Genomic DNA, 15,900 nt, shown 5'->3' on the forward strand with positions numbered 1-15,900 from the left:
CCGCAAATCAATAGCAGGCGACCTTCTCGATCCGGTCGTTCGGCGCGTATTCGATGTTCAGCCGATCAGGACGGAAATCCGCCGTCACCGCATCCTCGGGGCCGATGACGCGGGTCCCGAGCGGAAAGTTCATGTTGTCCAGCACGGAGCGCGGCTGGCCGATCAGCCCCTGGTAACCGGCGGCGCCGCAGGCATCCTCGGGTTCGGGGGGTGCCACGGGCTCGCACGCGGCAAGCAGCCCTGCAAGGGGAAGGAGGAGAGCGATCTTCTTCATGCTGTCACCCGCAATCGACGTTGGAGATGTTGCCCGCCTCGTCCAGTCGGAAGACGATGCGGTTGGGGTCGTAGTCCTGCGGCTCGATCCCGCGATATTCGACCACCCGATAGGACCGGTCCAGCCCCAGCGAGGGGATCGTGCTGCCGGGCTGGCCGATCGCGCCGCGATGGGTCTGCGCCTTGCACAGGTCGGGCTTGCGTTCCTCCAGCCCCTCGATGCCGCTGGCGGCTGCGGGGGCCGCGGGCGTCGCCTGCACCGGGGTCGCAACTGGTGCCGCGCCCTGCGCATAAGCCGTCCCCGCATAGGGATCGCCATAGGTGGGTGCTGCCTGCGCCGGATAAGGCTGATAGCCCTGCGCCTGCTGCTGGTCCACCACCGCCTGGGGATAGCTGTCGATGGCCAGGGGTGGCGTGCGCGAGAAGGGTGCCGCACATCCGCCAAGCGCGATCAGCGCCGCCCCGCCCATGAGAACATGGCTGTTCATCTGAAATCTCTTCCTGCCGATACTGCCCTCGGGACGCTTGGATGCGTCCGGCTTATGGCGGGATGATACGATGCGTCGGGGCGTCTGAAAAGACACGGACGATCAGGCTGTCATGTCCTGGTGGATGCCGTGGACCAGCGTGAACAGCCAGGCGCAGTCGCGGGCGGTCGCGCGGATGCGGTCCTCGTCGGGGACCTGGCCCAGCAGCGCCTGCGGGATGGCATTGCCCAGCAGCATCGCGGCGACGTTCCGCGACGACCGGTCGCTGTCATGTTCGCGGATGCTGCCCTGTTTGATCCACAGATCGATCTGCGCGCGGATCGGCTGGACGATGCAGGCCTCGCGCAGGCGAAGATAGTTGCCGACGCAATCGGGGAAGCGGTGGGCCTCGGCGATGGCAAGGCGGTGCAGGCGCAGGCATTCGGGGTCCAGCGCCCAGGTCAGCACGTCGTCCAGCATGTCCGCGAAATGCCCGTCGGGCGGCAGATCGACCGGTTCCAGGTTCATCCGCGGGTCGAACAGCTCGGCCGCGCTGGCGCTCATGACCTCGCGGAACATGACCGACTTGTCGGTGAAGTAGGTATAGAGCGTGGCCTTGGAGACCTGTGCCGCGCGGGCGATGTCGTCGACGCTGGCACCTGCGAAGCCGTCCCGAAGGAAGATCGCCGAAGCGCCGCGTCGAACCTGCTCGAACTTGCGACCGCGGGTGATGTCCGGATCTGGCGTCATGAAAATCGTCTTCTTCGTTATATTGCAGGGTTCTATAATCGTTTCGGATCGGGTGTCGTTCCCGACTATATTTGTATATTCAAATTTAAGCAGGTTTTCACCGATATCTCGGCGACGTGATTAAAATATGTGCAGAACTCTGTCGATCCCCTGTGGTTAACGGCTTGGAATCACCCTAGTTTGGCGGCGCCATAACCAACATACGCGCCACCCAGGAGGACAGCGATCATGGCCCACAACCTTCTTTCGTTCCGTGATTCGGTCGATCAGATGTTCACGAAGGCCGCCGGCCTGATGGAATTGTCGCCGGGACTCGAGGAAAAGATCCGGGTCTGCAACTCGACCTATGTCGTGCGCTTCGGGGTCCGGCTTCGCGGCCAGATCCACACCTTCACCGGCTATCGCGCGGTCCATTCCGAACATATGGAGCCCGTGAAGGGCGGCATCCGCTATTCGCTGGACGTGAACCAGGACGAGGTCGAGGCGCTGGCAGCCCTGATGACCTACAAATGCGCACTGGTCGAGGTGCCCTTCGGCGGGTCCAAGGGCGGTCTGTGCATCGACCCCCGCGCCTGGAACGAGGACGAACTGGAGCGCATCACCCGCCGCTTCACCTACGAGCTGTCGCGCCGCAACCTGATCTCGCCCAGCCAGAACGTTCCGGCCCCCGACATGGGCACGGGCGAGCGCGAGATGGCCTGGATGGCCGACGCCTACAAGCGCCTGCACCCCGACGACATCAACGCCAAGGCCTGCGTCACCGGCAAGCCCAAGACGGCGGGCGGCATCGACGGACGGGTCGAGGCCACGGGCCGCGGCGTGCAATACGCGCTGCGCGAATTCTTCCGCCATGACGACGTGATGAAGAAGGCCGGGCTGACCGGCGATCTGGGCGGCAAGCGCGTCGTCGTGCAGGGTCTGGGCAATGTGGGCTATCACGCCGCGCAGTTCCTGTCGGCCGAGGACAAGGCGCTGGTCACCTGCGTCATCGAGCGCGACGGCGTGATCCGCAACCCGCAGGGCATCAACATCGACGCGCTGCGCGGCCATATCCGCGCGACGGGCGGCGTGAAGGGCTTTGCCGGCGGCGATTTCACAGAGGACGGCCTGCGCGCGCTGGAAGACGATTGCGACATCCTGATCCCCGCCGCGGTCGAGAGCGTGATCGACGCGACCAATGCCGACCGCATCCGCGCCAGGCTGATCATCGAGGCCGCGAACGGTCCCGTCACCGCCGATGCCGACCGCATCCTGCGCGAGAAGGGCACCGTGATCATCCCCGACATGTATGCCAACGCGGGCGGTGTGACGGTCTCGTATTTCGAATGGGTCAAGAACCTGTCGCAGATCAGCCTCGGCCGGCTGGAGCGTCGCCACGAAGAGGCCCGCGCCCGCATGATCGTCGAGGAGCTGGAGCGCCTGTCCGCCGATACCGGCCTGAACTGGACCCTGTCCAAGGGCTTCAAGGAAAGCTTCCTGACCGGCGCGGACGAGCTGGAGCTGGTGCGCTCGGGTCTGGACGACACGATGCGCGAAAGCTTCAAGAAGATGAAGGAGGTCTGGGTGAACAACCCGCGCGTCGACGACATGCGCACCGCCGCCTATGTCGTGGCGATCCGCCGGATCTCGAACGTCTACAACTCGCTCGGGTTGTGATCAGTCGCGGGGGGCCGCGGCACGGCGCAGGCGGTCGTTGATCGCCGCGCCAAGGCCCCCTTCCGGGATCGGCGCGACCGAGATCGGACGCCCCGCCAGATCGGCGCGGCGCAGCATGTCGAACAGGCGGGCGGCGGCCTCGGACAGGTCGCCGCTGGCCGACAGGGTGAAGGGCCCCGGCTGACCGAAGGCGATATGCGTCTCGTGGGGCAGGGGTTCTGTCACGTCCAGCCGCAGGGCCGCGTTCGGCGCGTAATGGCTGCTCAGCTGACCCGGCGCACTGGGGCGCGAGGGGTCGCCCTGATGCCGCGCGACGGGGGCGCCCAGCACGGTCTCGATATCCTCGACGGCGATGCCGCCCGGACGCAGCAGCGTCGCCACGCCCTCGGGCCAGCCCATGATCGTCGATTCCACGCCCACCGCGCAGGGGCCCGCATCCAGCACCGCGGCGATGCGCCCGTCCAGCCCGCCATCGGGTGACAGGACGTGATCCGCGCTGGTCGGGCTGATCCGGCCCGAGGCATTGGCCGAGGGCGCGGCCAGCGGCCCGCCGAAGCGGCGCAGCAGGTCGCGCGCCGCCGGATGGGCGGGCACGCGCAGCCCGATCGTGTCCAGCCCCGCCGTCACCAGCGAGGCGATGCCTGGATCCGCGCGCAAGGGCAGCACCATCGTCAGCGGACCCGGCCAGAAGGCATCGGCCAGCGCGCGCGCCTGCGGGGGCAGGTCCGCGATGGCCGCGGCCGCGTCGGTATCGGGGACATGCACGATCAGCGGGTTGAAGCTGGGCCGCCCCTTGGCGGCATAGATCCGCGCCACCGCCTGCCCCTGTCGCGCATCGGCGGCAAGACCGTAGACGGTCTCGGTCGGGATGGCCACGCATTCGCCCGCCGACAGCAGATCCGCTGCCGACTGCATGCCGGTATCGTCGGGGTTCAGCCTGAGGGTGTTCATCCGTGACGCGGGGTTTCGGTTGAGCCGGTTTCGTTGGCGGCCCAAGATGCCGCTGAACGCATTTGATAGTCGCGCCGGCCCCGGATGCCAAGGCGCATGGAGGAGACCCCGATGTCCTACAAGGCGCCGGTCGCGCAGATCGACTTCATCCTTCGCCATGTCGTGCCCTTCGCGGATGTCGCCGCGACCGAACGCTTCGCCGAGGCGACGCCCGAGACCGCGACCGCGATCCTGGACGAGGCCGGCAAGCTGTGCTCGGAGGTGCTGGCGCCGCTGAACATGGCCGGCGATCACAGCCCCGCGGTGCTGGAGAACGGCGTCGTCAGATCCTCGCCCGGCTTCGCGGACGGGTTCCGGGCCATCGCGGACGGGGGCTGGGTCGGCGTGTCCGCCGATCCCGAACATGGCGGCATGGGCCTGCCGCAGGCGCTGAACATGTCGGTCGCGGAAATGATGTCGGGCGCGAACCTTGCGCTGCAGCTGAACCCGCTGCTGACCCAAGGGCAGATCGAGGCGCTGGAACATCATGCCAGCGACGAGCTGAAGGCCCTGTACCTGCCCAAGCTGATCAGCGGCGAATGGTCGGGCACCATGAACCTGACCGAGCCGGGCGCGGGCAGCGACGTGGGCGCGCTGACCACGCGGGCCGAACCCGCGGGCGACGGCACCTACCGGATCACGGGGCAGAAGATCTACATCACCTGGGGCGACAGCGACGTTACCTCGAACGTGTGCCACCTGGTGCTGGCCCGCCTGCCGGGGGCGGACAAGGGCACGCGCGGCATCAGCCTGTTCATGGTGCCGAAATTCATCCCCGACGATCAGGGCAACCCGGGCGTGGCCAACGATCTCAAGGTCGTCAGCCTGGAGGAGAAGCTGGGCATCCACGGCAGCCCGACCTGCGTCATGTCCTATGACGGCGCGACCGGTTGGCTGGTCGGGGCGGAAAACAAGGGCATGGCCGCGATGTTCACGATGATGAACTGCGCGCGGCTGGGCGTCGGCATGCAGGGCGTCGGCGTGGCCGAGGCCGCGCTGCAGAAGGCCGTCGCCTATGCGCAGGACCGCAACCAGATGGGCCCGATCATCCGCCATCCCGACGTGCGCCGGATGCTGGCCACCGCGCGGGCCGAGGTCTTTGCCGCCCGCGCCATCGGGCTGGCCTGCGCCACGGCCATCGACATGGAGCGCGCGACGGGCGATGCCGATCACGCCGCCCGCGCGGCCTTCCTGACGCCGATCGCCAAGGCATATGGCACCGACACGGGCATCCGCGTGGCCGACATGGGCGTGCAGGTGCATGGCGGCATGGGCTATGTCGAGGAGACGGGCGCCGCGCAATATCTGCGCGACGTGCGTATCACCTCGATCTACGAGGGGACGAACGGCATCCAGGCGATGGACCTGGTGGGGCGCAAGCTGGCCGATGGCGGCGATGCCGCGATGCGCCTGCTGGACGAGGTGCTGGACGGCGCCAAGGCCGCGCAGGCCGACAACCCCGAACTGGCCCATCAGCTGTGGCAGGCCGCCGAGACCCTGCGCGAGGCGACGATCGCGCTGCTGGATCGCGACCTTCCCGTGCGCTTTGCCGGGGCCGTGCCCTATCTGACCGCCTTCGCGCGTGTGCTTGGCGGGCATTATCACCTGCGGGCGGCGCTGCGCGGCGGGGAATCGCACCGTGCGCTGGCGCGGGTCTTCATGGCGCGCGTGCTGCCCCGCAACGCGGGCGACCTGGCCGAGGCGCTGGCAGGGCTGGACGATCTGACCGGCATCGCGGACGAGGCGCTGGCGGGCGATTTCGCCGCGTGATCCGCACGCCCTTCGACACCCCGCCCGAGGAAGGCGCGGCCATCGAGGTCGCGCCCGGCATCCTGTGGATGCGCCTGCCGCTGCCGATGCGGCTGGACCATGTGAACGTCTTCGCGCTGGATGACGGGGACGGCTGGACGGTCATCGATACCGGCTTCGACAGCAGGCGCGGCCGTGCGATCTGGGAAGGGCTGCTGGCCGGACCGCTTGGCGGGCAGCCCGTCACCCGCGTGATCGGCACGCATCACCACCCCGACCATATCGGTCTTGCGGGCTGGCTGATGGCCACGCAGGGCGCATCGCTTGCGATGACGCGCACGGCCTGGCTGATGGCGCGGATGCTGGTGCTGGACGACCAGCCGCGCCCGCCTGCGGAATCGCTGGACTTCTGGCGCCGCGCGGGGATGCCTGCCGATCTGCTGGCCAAGCGCGCCGCCGAACGTCCGTTCAACTTCGCCGACGTGGTGCATCCGCTGCCCCTTGGCTTCGACCGCCTGTCCGAGGGGCAGGTGATCCGCATGGGCGGGCGCGACTGGCGCATCGCGATGGGGCATGGCCATGCGCCCTGCCACGCGACCTTCTGGTCGCAGGATGACGGGCTGGTCATCGGGGGCGATCAGCTTCTTCCCTCGATCTCGCCCAATCTGGGGGTCTATCCGACGGAACCCGGCGCGGATCCGGTTGGCGAATGGCTGGACAGCTGCGAACGCCTGCTGCCCCTGTCGCGCGACGACCAGTTGGTCCTGCCGGGGCACAAGCTGCCCTTTGTCGGGCTGCCCTTCCGCCTGCGCCAGCTGATCGAGAATCACCGCGCCGCGCTGGACCGCCTGGCCGCGGCGCTGGCCGAAACGCCCCGCAGCGCGGTCGACTGCTTCGACATCCTGTTCCGCCGCCGCATCGGCGAGGGCGAGTTCGGCCTGGCCCTGGTCGAGGCCGTCGCCCACCTGAACCGGCTGGGGCGTGACGGTCGTGCAAGACCCGTGGGCGAAAGGGACGGCGCGGTGCTGTGGGGGGCGTGACAGGGCAACGCGCTTGGGCTATCGCAAGGACAGGATACTGACCAAGGGGGCAGGAATGGCCGATCTCGACAACAAACCCGAAGCCACTCAGGGCACCATGGACGTGACCGCGCAGAAGCGCGCCTTCGCCGGCCTGATGAGCGGCATCACCTGGGTGACCATCGGTTCGCTCGTGGTGCTGATCTTCATGGCGCTGACGAATATCTGAGCCGGCGATGAAACGCAGGACATTCCTTGCCGCCTCGCTTCCGGCGGCCCTTGCGGCATGCGGCGCCGACAATGTCTGGGCGCCCGACGAGACGGTGCGCGCGGCGCGCTTCGTGTCCGACCAGCCGCCCTCGATCACGCTGTTCACGGTGATCGGCATTCCACGCGGGCAGGGCGGCCATTCGGCGCTGATGATCAACGGCAGCCAGCGCGTGGTCTTCGACCCGGCGGGCAGCTGGAACCATCCGCGCATCCCCGAACGGCACGACGTGCTGTACGGGATCACGGACAATTACAAGAACTTCTACATCGACTATCACGCCCGCTCGACCTGGTGGGTGGCCGAGGACAGCATCCCCGTCACGCGCGAGGTGGCCGATATCGCCATCCGCCGCGCCGAGGCCCACGGCCCCGCCAACAAGAGCTTCTGCGCGGTGTCGGTCGGCAGCGTCCTGCAGGGCGTTCCGGGCTTCGAGGATGCACCGCGCGGCTTCTCGCCCCTGCGGCTGCGCGACTGGTTCCTGTCGCGCCCGGGCGTGGTGTCCAAGCGGCACCAGGACGGCGATCCGGCGAACAATCACGACGTCCTTCTGCAGCAGAAGGACGGCCAGATCACCGGCTACGCCAGAAGATAGAGCATCAGCGCCAGGGTCGCGGCCCCCGCCGCGATCGAGGCGAGGACATTGCGGGTCCACAGGCCCGCGATGACCGTCGCCAGCGCGGCGGCCATGCGCGCCGGATCGGGCTGCCCCCCGGTCGCTGCGGGCCAGACGACCAGCGGCGCGACCAGCGCGGGCAGCACCGCCACCGGGGTATAGCGCAGCATCCGCAGCACCCATTCGGGCAGGTCGCGACCGCCCAGCACCCCCAGGAACGACCACCGGATCAGATAGGTGAAGACCCCGAGGATCAGGATGACGATCCAGATGGTCAGGTCGGATACCGGCATCTCAGGCCTCCTTCGGTGCCATGCGCGCCTCGACGACGGCGCCTGCAATCATGCCCAGGGGCGATGCGATCAGCAGCCCCAGCCCCGAGGGCAGCCCCGCCAGAACCAGCGCCAGCACGATCGAGGTGAAGCAGGCCGCCATATGCGCGACCGTGCGCAGCATCGGCGCGATCATCGCGAGGAAGGTGATCGGCATGGCGAAATCCAGCGCGATGCCCTCGGGCATGGATTGCCCGATGATCGCACCCACCGCCGTCGCGATCATCCAGGGCACGCAGATCAGCACCGCGCAGCCCGCGAAATAGGCCAGCCGCTGCGTCATGCTCAGGCGCGGGTGGCGTTCGTAATGCTGGATCGACAGCGCATAGCTTTGATCGACCAGCACGTAGGACAGCCACGCCTTGTGCTTGGCGGGCGCATCGCCCAGCCACGGCACCAGCGAGGCCGAATACATCGCCATGCGCAGGTTCACCGCAAGGCTGGACAGGATGACGATGATGGCGGGCGCGTTGTCGGACATCAGCTGCACCGCGGTGAATTGCGACGCCCCCGCCAGCACCAGCACCGAGAAGCCCATGATCTGCGCAAGGTCCAGCCCGGCCTCGGAGGCGACGACCCCGAACAGCAACGAGAACGGCACGATGACGATCAGGAAGGGCAGCGACTGCCACATCCCGTGCCAGAAGGCCTGCAGGGGCGTGCGCGCCAATGCGCGTGCGGTGATCGGATCGGCGGTTTCCTGCGCGGGATCCGGGCGTGGTTCCGGTGTCGGTGACATGAGGCTTTCGTCCAGCTTCGCTTCGCGCCACCTTGCTTGCATGATGCGCAACCCGACACAAGACCGTGACATCCGCATGGCCAGCCCCATTCCGGCCCACGCGCTGGAGGATGCCGCAGCACTCTGGTGGCGCCATTTCGGCGGCTGGGGTGGGGTCGGTCCCTGCCGCGCCGAACGGGGCGTCGTGGCACTGGACGATGCGGGGCGCGTGCTGGGCGTGGCGGGTCTGCGCGATGCGGGCGGAGGCTTTGCGCCCGAACGCGGCGGCCTGCTGCGGCACCTGTTCCGCGCGGCGCCCCCGACGGGCGACCTGGTCGTCGACGGCATCGCGGTGGTGCAGGGGCGGCGCGGCATCGGTCGCGCGCTTCTGGCCGAGGCCGACCGGCAGGCCGTCCTGCGGGGGCGTCCCGGCCTGCGGGTCGAGGTGCGGGCCTCGAACGCGCCGGCGCGCGCCTTCTATGCGGCGACGGGGTTTCACGAGGAAACGCGGGGCAGGTTCGGCCTGCCCTGGTGGGGGCAGGTCCTGGTGCTGCGCCGCGACGCAGCCTAGCCGAAGGCGCCCGCGACGCGCCCCAGCAGCATGAACGCCCGACCCGAGCGGCTGTCGGCCATGACGGCGATCTGCAGGTCGTCCAGTTCCGGAACCAGCCGCGCCAGCAACCCGTCGAAATTGCGCAGGAAGTGATGCGCCGTGTCGCGGAACACGTCGTCATCGTGCAGCATCGCCGAGACCGCCTCCAGCGCCTGGTCGTCATGGACCGCCCCGAGCGAGGCGACCGCGCTGCCACGTTCGCCCGCGGCGAAACGGCGCCACGCATCGGCCTGCGCCGCGTCGGGCGGCAGGTCGTCCATGTAGATGTCGCGCCCCGCCAGCAGGGTCACCACGTCCTGGGCGCTGCGCAGCACGCGCGAATTGGTCGTGTCGCGCAGGGCCTGGCGCAGCGCGTCGATCGCCTCGTGATCGTCGGGCCCGTCGGGGAAGTTCAGCGCCCGGATCAGGGTCGCCGCATCGACCGACTGGGACGGCGGGGCGTCCAGCGCCATCGAGGGCTGGGCATCGGGGCGCGGCGCATCGGGGCGCGGCGGTTCGGGCAGGCGCGGACGGGATTGCGGGCGCGGTGCGTCGGGCGCGGGCGCGATGCCGCCATGCAGCGGCTTCGGCGCGGGGGCCGGTGCCTCGGGGATGTCGCCCCCCATGCGGGCCAGCGTGGCGCGCAGATCCTCGGCCTCGGCGCGCAGGACGGCGATGCTGCGGGCCAGCGACACCGCCAGCCAGATCAGCGCCAGCGGCAGCGCCACGCCCACCACGGCCATCAGCCGCGCGATCCCGCCGCCCCCGCCTTCGCCGCCGGGGGCCAGCATCCAGAACAGCGCCACGAGGAACAGCCACACCCCGCTGAGGGCATAGCCCACCGACGAGATGCGGTCCCGGCGCGACAGGCTTGCAATCTTGGCGATCACGGACATGGGATCAGACGTATTTGATCGAGAGGATCTCGTAGCTGCGCTCGCCGCCGGGGGTCTTCACCTCGACGCTGTCGCCCTCGTCCTTGCCGATCAGGGCGCGGGCCAGGGGGGAACGCATGTTCAGCAGGCCGCGCTCGATATCGGCCTCGGCCTCGCCCACGATCTGGTAGGTGCGTTCCTCGTCGGTATCCTCGTCGACCATGGTGACGGTCGCGCCGAACTTGATGCTGCCCGACAGTTTCTCGGGGTCGAACACCTCGGCCCGCGACAGCAGGCCCTCCAGTTCCTTGATGCGGCCCTCGATGAAGCCCTGCTTCTCGCGGGCGGCGTGGTATTCCGCGTTCTCGGACAGGTCGCCATGCTCTCGCGCTTCGGCGATGGCGCGGATGACGGCGGGGCGCTCTTTCGTCTTCAGATCGGTCAGCTCGCGTTCCAGCGCCTGAAAGCCCTTCCGGGTCATCGGTATCTTATCCATCGCTGCCCTGTCCTTCATGGGATGCGGTTCTTGGTCATTCGCTGCCAAGCCAACGCCCCCGCCATGGGGATGGCAGGGGCGTGGTCGGCATCAGGCATTCATCGTGAACCCAATTCCGCGACCTTTGCAAGCCTGCTTGGTGGGCAGTCGCCCCATCGGCGGATTTCTTCGCGGCGTCACGATTGCCCCCGGCATCCCGTCAAGCTACCAATTTGTCCAAAGCCAGACATCACGGGAGGATGCGAGCCGATGACCGAGGACGCCACGATCGAACGAGAATCAATGGAATACGACGTCGTGATCGTCGGCGCGGGCCCGTCGGGGCTGTCCGCGGCGATCCGGCTGAAGCAGATCGACCCCGAGATCTCGGTCGTGGTCCTGGAAAAAGGTTCCGAGGTCGGCGCGCATATCCTGTCGGGCGCGGTGCTGGACCCGTCGGGTCTCGACCGCCTGATCCCCGACTGGAAGGAGAAGGGCGCCCCCCTGAACACCGAGGTGGTGGACGACAACTTCTTCGTGCTGGGCGAAAGCGGTCAGGTGCGCGTGCCGAACTGGCCGATGCCGCCGCTGATGAACAACCACGGCAACTATGTCGTCAGCATGGGCAATGTCTGCCGCTGGATGGCCGAGCAGGCCGAGGAACTGGGCGTCGAGATCTTCCCCGGCATGGCCGCCAGCCAGCTGGTCTGGGACGGCGATCGCGTGAAGGGCGTCGTCGCGGGCGAATTCGGGCGCAATCCCGACGGCACGATCGGCGACGGCTACGAACCCGGGATGGAGCTGCACGGCAAATACGTCTTCATCGCCGAGGGCGTGCGCGGCAGCCTGTCCAAGGAGATCATCGCCAAGCTGGGCCTCGATGCCGGATCCGAGCCGCAGAAATACGGCATCGGCATGAAGGAGATCTGGGAGGTTTCCCCCGAGAAGTTCAAGAAGGGCCGTGTCGTCCACACGATGGGCTGGCCGCTTGGCAAGAACGCGGGCGGCGGCAGCTTCATCTATCACTTCGAGGACAACCAGGTGCTGGTCGGCTTCGTGGTGCACCTGAACTACAAGAACCCGCACCTGTATCCCTACATGGAGTTCCAGCGCTTCAAGCACCACCCGATGGTCGCGGAACTGCTGGAGGGCGGCAAGCGTGTCGCATATGGCGCGCGCGCCATCAGCGAGGGCGGCTTCCAGTCGCTGCCGCAGCTGTCCTTCGCGGGCGGCGTGCTCTTGGGCTGCAGCGCGGGCATGGTCAACGTGCCGCGCATCAAGGGCAACCACAACTCCATGCATTCGGGCATCGAGGCCGCCGAGGCCGCGGCCGCCGCGCTGAAGGCGGGCCGCGAGGGCGACCGGCTGCAGGATTACGACGCCGCTGTCCGCGACGGCGCGGTCGGCACCGACCTGAAGCGCGTGCGCAACGTCAAGCCGATCTGGTCGCGTATGGGCCTGACCGCCAGCCTGATGCTGGGCGGCATCGACATGTGGGTGTCGAACCTGACCGGCTGGAACCCGATGGGCACGTGGAAGCACGGCAAGACCGACGCCGCGGCGACCGGCAAGGCCGCGGACTTCCCGGTGATCGACTACCCCAAGCCCGACGGCAAGCTGTCCTTCGACCGCCTGACGAACGTGGCCTTCAGCTTCACCAACCACGAGGAAAGCCAGCCCTGCCACCTGAAGCTGCGCGATCCCTCGGTGCCGATCGCGGTCAACCTGCCCGAATATGCCGAACCGGCGCAGCGATATTGCCCGGCCGGCGTCTACGAGGTGATCGAGGATGCGGACGGGCCGCGCTTCCAGATCAACTTCCAGAACTGCGTCCACTGCAAGACCTGCGACATCAAGGATCCCAGCCAGAACATCGTCTGGACCACGCCGCAGGGCGGTGACGGGCCGAATTACCCGAACATGTGATGACGGGTTCGGCGGGGGGCGTTGCGACCCCCGCCTTCCCTGGTCTAGGCTGGACCAAACGTGAATGTGACCAGCGGACATTTCTGACGTGAACATCCTGCACAGCGACCTGCCCATTGCCGGCCCCCTCAAGACCGCGCTGATCGCCATGCTGATGGCGGGTGCGGCCCATGCGCAGGACAGCCGTCCGCAGCCGCGCCCCGCCCACGAGATGGCAGCGCCGCTGACCCACGGGCTGGCGGGTCCCTACCTGGCCGCGCGGCTTGCCACGGTCGAGAACGACTTCAGCGCGGCGGCGGAATATTTCGCCCGCTCGGCGGATGCGCTGCCCGACGACGTTTACCTGCAGGACAACGCCATCCTCGCGCTGATCTCGGCGGGGCGGCTGGACCGGGCCGGACAGATCACCGACGACCTGTTCGACGACGGAAACGAGACCGAGCTTGCGGCCCTCGTGCGGCGCGGGCAGCTGATCCGCGCGGGCGACTGGCAGGGGCTTCTGGCGCTGATCGACGCGCATCGCGATCCCGACGCCCCCGTCAACGAGGATCTGATGGACGGCATCATGCGCGGCTGGGCGCTGCTGGGGGCAGGGCGCGCGCAGGACGCGCTGGCCGCGTTCCAGGCGCTGGCCGACGACCCCTCGCTTGCGCCGGTGGTGAACTATCACCTGGCCCTGGCGCGCGCGCTGGTCGGCGATTACGAGACCGCCGAGACGCTGCTGGAGGAATCGGACGGGATTGCCGATCTGATGGGTCTTGTCACCCGCGTGCAGGTCCTTGCGCAGCTCGACCGTCGCGACGAGGCGCTGGCCTTGCTGGATCAGGTGCAGGAGATCGAGGCCGAACCGCAGCTGGTCGCCCTGCGCGACGCGCTGCAATCGGACGCCCCGGTGCCTTTCGACGTGGTCGGCGGCCCCGGCGACGGGATCGCGCATCTGCTGCTGTCCTTCGCCTCGGCGCTGGCCTCCAGCCCCGATCCCGAACCGCTGGCGCTGATCCACGCGCGGATCGCGTCCTGGATCGCCCCCGAGGATGCCGAGGCGCGGCTGATGGTCGCCCAGCTTCTGCAGGAACGCCAGCAGCTGGACCTGGCCGAGGCCGAGTTCGCCGCCGTCCGCCAGATGGGCGAGATGCGCCCCGTGGCCGAGATGACGCGCATCGACGCCCTGTCCCGCGCCGATCGCAAGCCCGAGGCCGAGCAGGCCGCGCTGGCCCTGACCGCCGCCTATCCCGACCTTGCGCAGGCCTGGATCGCGCTTGGCGACGTGCTGCGCCAGCAGGAGAAGTTCGACAGCGCCGTGCCGGCCTATGACCGCGCCCTGTCGCTTCTGGCCGATGCGCCCGAGGGGGCGCGGTGGTTCCCGCTCTATGCGCGGGGGATCGCGCTGGAACGCGCGGGCCAGTTCGACCGCGCCGAGAAGGACCTGCTTGCCGCGCTGGAAATCCGGCCCGAACATGCAAGCTGCCTCAACTATCTCGGCTACAGCTGGATCGACCGGAACCAGAACTTGGATCGCGCGCTGGCGATGATCCAGAAGGCGGTCGAGCTGTCGCCCGGCGACGGCTACATCCTCGATTCGCTGGCATGGGCCTATTTCCGCATGGGCCGCTATCAGGACGCGGTCGCCCCCATGGAGGAAGCCGTCGCCAGCATGTCGGCCGATCCCCTGGTGAACGATCACCTGGGCGACATCTACTGGAAGGTGGGCCGCCAGCGCGAGGCCGAGATCCAGTGGCAGCGCGCCCTGTCGCTGGAGCCGACCGACACCGGCGATGTCGATCCCGACCGCATCCGCGCCAAGCTGGATCGCGGGCTGGATCGCGTCCTGGCCGAGGAAGCCGCGCGCGGCGACACCGACGATGCGCCCTTGCCCGATGTCCGCGACACCGCGTCCGAATAAGCGACCGGGCTGCGACGCCTCGTAACTGGCATCCGCCGGGCGGCGGCGCTAGATTGCGGGAAATTGCTGCAAAGGGCCTCTCTCATGCTTCGTCTGGGCGTCAATATCGATCACGTCGCGACCCTTAGGAATGCGCGGGGGACGCCCTGGCCCGACCCGATGCGCGCGGCCGAACTGGCGCAGGCCGCGGGCGCGGACGGCATCACCGCCCATCTGCGCGAGGATCGCCGCCACATCCGCGACGAGGATATCGACACGCTGATGGCGCGGCTGACCCTGCCGCTGAACTTCGAGATGGCCGCCACCCCCGAGATGCAGGCCATCGCGCTGCGCCACCGCCCCCATGCCGTCTGCATCGTCCCCGAGAAGCGCGAGGAACGCACGACCGAAGGCGGGCTCGACGTCGCGGGGCAGGAGGAGGCGCTGGCGGCCTTCATCGCCCCCCTGCGCGAGGCCGGCTGCCGCGTGTCGCTGTTCATCGGCCATCAGCCTGAACAGATCCGCGCCAGCGCCCGCGTGGGCGCCGCCGTGGTCGAGCTGCATACCGGCGCCTATTGCGATCTGGACACCGAAGGGCGCCATGACGAACGCGATGCCGAACTGCAGGCGCTGCAGCAGGGCGCGCGCCTGGCCGCCGATCTGGGCCTCGAGGTGCATGCGGGCCACGGGCTGACCTTCGGCACCGTCGGTCCCATCGCCGCGATCCCGCAGCTGGCCGAGCTGAACATCGGGCATTTCCTGATCGGGGAATCGGTGTTCCTCGGCCTCGACGGAGCCATCCGCGAGATGCGCCGCCGCATGGACATGGCGCGCGCATGATCCTGGGCATCGGCACCGATCTGGCGAATATCGACCGGATCCAGGGCACGCTGGACCGCTTCGGCGACCGCTTCCGCAACCGGGTCTTCACCGAGCGCGAACTGGCCAAGGCCGCCCGCCGCGCCGACGAGGCCGGGACGCTGGCCAAGCGGTGGGCCGCGAAGGAGGCGTGCTCGAAGGCATTGGGAACGGGGCTTGCGATGGGCATCGCCTGGAAGGACATGGCGGTATCGAACCTGCGCTCCGGCCAGCCGGTGATGGAACTGACGGGATGGGCCGCCGACCGCCTGCGGGGGATGACCCCGCCGGGGCACCGGGCGGTCGTCCACGTGACGCTGACCGACGATCACCCCTGGGCACAGGCCTTCGTCGTGATCGAGGCCCTGCCCGAGGCGGGTGCCAAAGCTTGACTTTGGCCCGCATGCGGGACCATGAACGCCCGACCGGGGCCGCTGGCCCCCTGCGATTGCAA

At 68.6% G+C, this 15,900-nt stretch carries 18 protein-coding genes; 10 read left to right on the plus strand and 8 right to left on the minus strand.

Going from position 1 to position 15,900, the window contains the following annotated elements; all coding sequences use genetic code 11:
- Positions 1-7: 7 nt before the first annotated feature.
- The 3 genes from QMZ16_RS02350 to QMZ16_RS02360 form a co-directional block, all read right to left on the minus strand.
- Positions 8-217, minus strand: a complete 210-nt coding sequence (locus QMZ16_RS02350; RefSeq protein WP_282601966.1) for an I78 family peptidase inhibitor — start codon at positions 215-217, stop codon at positions 8-10.
- A 61-nt stretch (positions 218-278) separates the two neighbouring features.
- Complete coding sequence (locus QMZ16_RS02355) at positions 279-761, minus strand: hypothetical protein (protein WP_282601967.1); 483 nt, start codon at positions 759-761, stop codon at positions 279-281.
- Between the two features lie 102 nt (positions 762-863).
- Positions 864-1,490 carry a TetR/AcrR family transcriptional regulator gene (locus QMZ16_RS02360; protein ID WP_282601968.1) on the minus strand — a complete coding sequence of 209 codons (627 nt, stop codon included), beginning with the start codon at positions 1,488-1,490 and terminating at the stop codon, positions 864-866.
- Positions 1,491-1,718: 228 nt separating this feature from the next.
- On the opposite strand from QMZ16_RS02360, the gene QMZ16_RS02365 reads away from it, so the two are divergent.
- Complete coding sequence (locus tag QMZ16_RS02365; RefSeq protein ID WP_282601969.1) at positions 1,719-3,146, plus strand: Glu/Leu/Phe/Val dehydrogenase; 1,428 nt, start codon at positions 1,719-1,721, stop codon at positions 3,144-3,146.
- On the opposite strand, the gene QMZ16_RS02370 is transcribed toward QMZ16_RS02365, so the two are convergent.
- Complete coding sequence (locus tag QMZ16_RS02370) at positions 3,147-4,097, minus strand: L-threonylcarbamoyladenylate synthase (protein WP_282601970.1); 951 nt, start codon at positions 4,095-4,097, stop codon at positions 3,147-3,149.
- A gap of 111 nt (positions 4,098-4,208) precedes the next feature.
- On the opposite strand from QMZ16_RS02370, the gene QMZ16_RS02375 reads away from it, so the two are divergent.
- Genes QMZ16_RS02375 through QMZ16_RS02390 form a run of 4 tightly spaced genes read left to right on the plus strand, consistent with a single transcriptional unit; the run spans position 4,209 to position 7,767 of the window.
- The gene (locus QMZ16_RS02375; RefSeq protein WP_282601971.1) at positions 4,209-5,906 is read left to right on the plus strand and encodes an acyl-CoA dehydrogenase; all 1,698 of its coding nucleotides are present in this window, start codon (positions 4,209-4,211) and stop codon (positions 5,904-5,906) included.
- Positions 5,903-6,925: an MBL fold metallo-hydrolase gene (locus tag QMZ16_RS02380; protein ID WP_282601972.1), complete on the plus strand. Its 1,023-nt coding sequence runs from the start codon at positions 5,903-5,905 to the stop codon at positions 6,923-6,925. The genes QMZ16_RS02375 and QMZ16_RS02380 overlap by 4 nt, the downstream gene beginning before the upstream one ends.
- Before the next feature lie 55 nt (positions 6,926-6,980).
- Positions 6,981-7,133: an aa3-type cytochrome c oxidase subunit IV gene (locus tag QMZ16_RS02385; protein WP_022705872.1), complete on the plus strand. Its 153-nt coding sequence runs from the start codon at positions 6,981-6,983 to the stop codon at positions 7,131-7,133.
- Positions 7,134-7,140: 7 nt separating this feature from the next.
- Complete coding sequence (locus QMZ16_RS02390; protein ID WP_282601973.1) at positions 7,141-7,767, plus strand: hypothetical protein; 627 nt, start codon at positions 7,141-7,143, stop codon at positions 7,765-7,767.
- Here QMZ16_RS02390 and QMZ16_RS02395 read toward each other — a convergent pair.
- Together QMZ16_RS02395 and QMZ16_RS02400 are read right to left on the minus strand one after the other, a co-directional pair.
- A complete protein-coding gene (locus QMZ16_RS02395) occupies positions 7,752-8,081 on the minus strand; it encodes an AzlD domain-containing protein (RefSeq protein WP_022705870.1) in 330 nt (109 codons plus the stop codon). The genes QMZ16_RS02390 and QMZ16_RS02395 overlap by 16 nt on opposite strands.
- Position 8,082: 1 nt before the next feature.
- Positions 8,083-8,859: an AzlC family ABC transporter permease gene (locus QMZ16_RS02400; protein ID WP_282601974.1), complete on the minus strand. Its 777-nt coding sequence runs from the start codon at positions 8,857-8,859 to the stop codon at positions 8,083-8,085.
- 76 nt (positions 8,860-8,935) lie between these two features.
- Between QMZ16_RS02400 and QMZ16_RS02405 the strand changes: the two genes are divergently transcribed.
- Positions 8,936-9,409: a GNAT family N-acetyltransferase gene (locus QMZ16_RS02405; RefSeq protein ID WP_282601975.1), complete on the plus strand. Its 474-nt coding sequence runs from the start codon at positions 8,936-8,938 to the stop codon at positions 9,407-9,409.
- Here the strand turns inward: QMZ16_RS02405 and QMZ16_RS02410 are convergent.
- A complete protein-coding gene (locus tag QMZ16_RS02410) occupies positions 9,406-10,326 on the minus strand; it encodes a hypothetical protein (RefSeq protein WP_282601976.1) in 921 nt (306 codons plus the stop codon). The genes QMZ16_RS02405 and QMZ16_RS02410 overlap by 4 nt on opposite strands.
- Positions 10,327-10,330: 4 nt before the next feature.
- The gene (gene greA / locus QMZ16_RS02415) at positions 10,331-10,801 is read right to left on the minus strand and encodes a transcription elongation factor GreA (protein WP_028725458.1); all 471 of its coding nucleotides are present in this window, start codon (positions 10,799-10,801) and stop codon (positions 10,331-10,333) included.
- A 249-nt stretch (positions 10,802-11,050) separates the two neighbouring features.
- Between greA and QMZ16_RS02420 the strand changes: the two genes are divergently transcribed.
- The 4 genes from QMZ16_RS02420 (at position 11,051) to acpS (ending at position 15,838) form a co-directional block, all read left to right on the plus strand.
- Positions 11,051-12,706, plus strand: a complete 1,656-nt coding sequence (locus tag QMZ16_RS02420; protein ID WP_282601977.1) for an electron transfer flavoprotein-ubiquinone oxidoreductase — start codon at positions 11,051-11,053, stop codon at positions 12,704-12,706.
- An 88-nt stretch (positions 12,707-12,794) separates the two neighbouring features.
- Positions 12,795-14,609, plus strand: coding sequence for a tetratricopeptide repeat protein (locus tag QMZ16_RS02425; protein WP_282601978.1), 1,815 nt, complete (start codon positions 12,795-12,797; stop codon positions 14,607-14,609).
- An 84-nt stretch (positions 14,610-14,693) separates the two neighbouring features.
- The gene (locus tag QMZ16_RS02430; protein ID WP_282601979.1) at positions 14,694-15,428 is read left to right on the plus strand and encodes a pyridoxine 5'-phosphate synthase; all 735 of its coding nucleotides are present in this window, start codon (positions 14,694-14,696) and stop codon (positions 15,426-15,428) included.
- Positions 15,425-15,838, plus strand: a complete 414-nt coding sequence (acpS, locus tag QMZ16_RS02435; RefSeq protein WP_282601980.1) for a holo-ACP synthase — start codon at positions 15,425-15,427, stop codon at positions 15,836-15,838. Before QMZ16_RS02430 ends, acpS begins: the two co-directional genes overlap by 4 nt.
- Positions 15,839-15,900: the final 62 nt, after the last annotated feature.

It is taken from the genome of Paracoccus sp. PARArs4 (genome assembly GCF_947311865.1).
Classification (GTDB): Bacteria; Pseudomonadota; Alphaproteobacteria; order Rhodobacterales; family Rhodobacteraceae; genus Paracoccus; species Paracoccus zeaxanthinifaciens.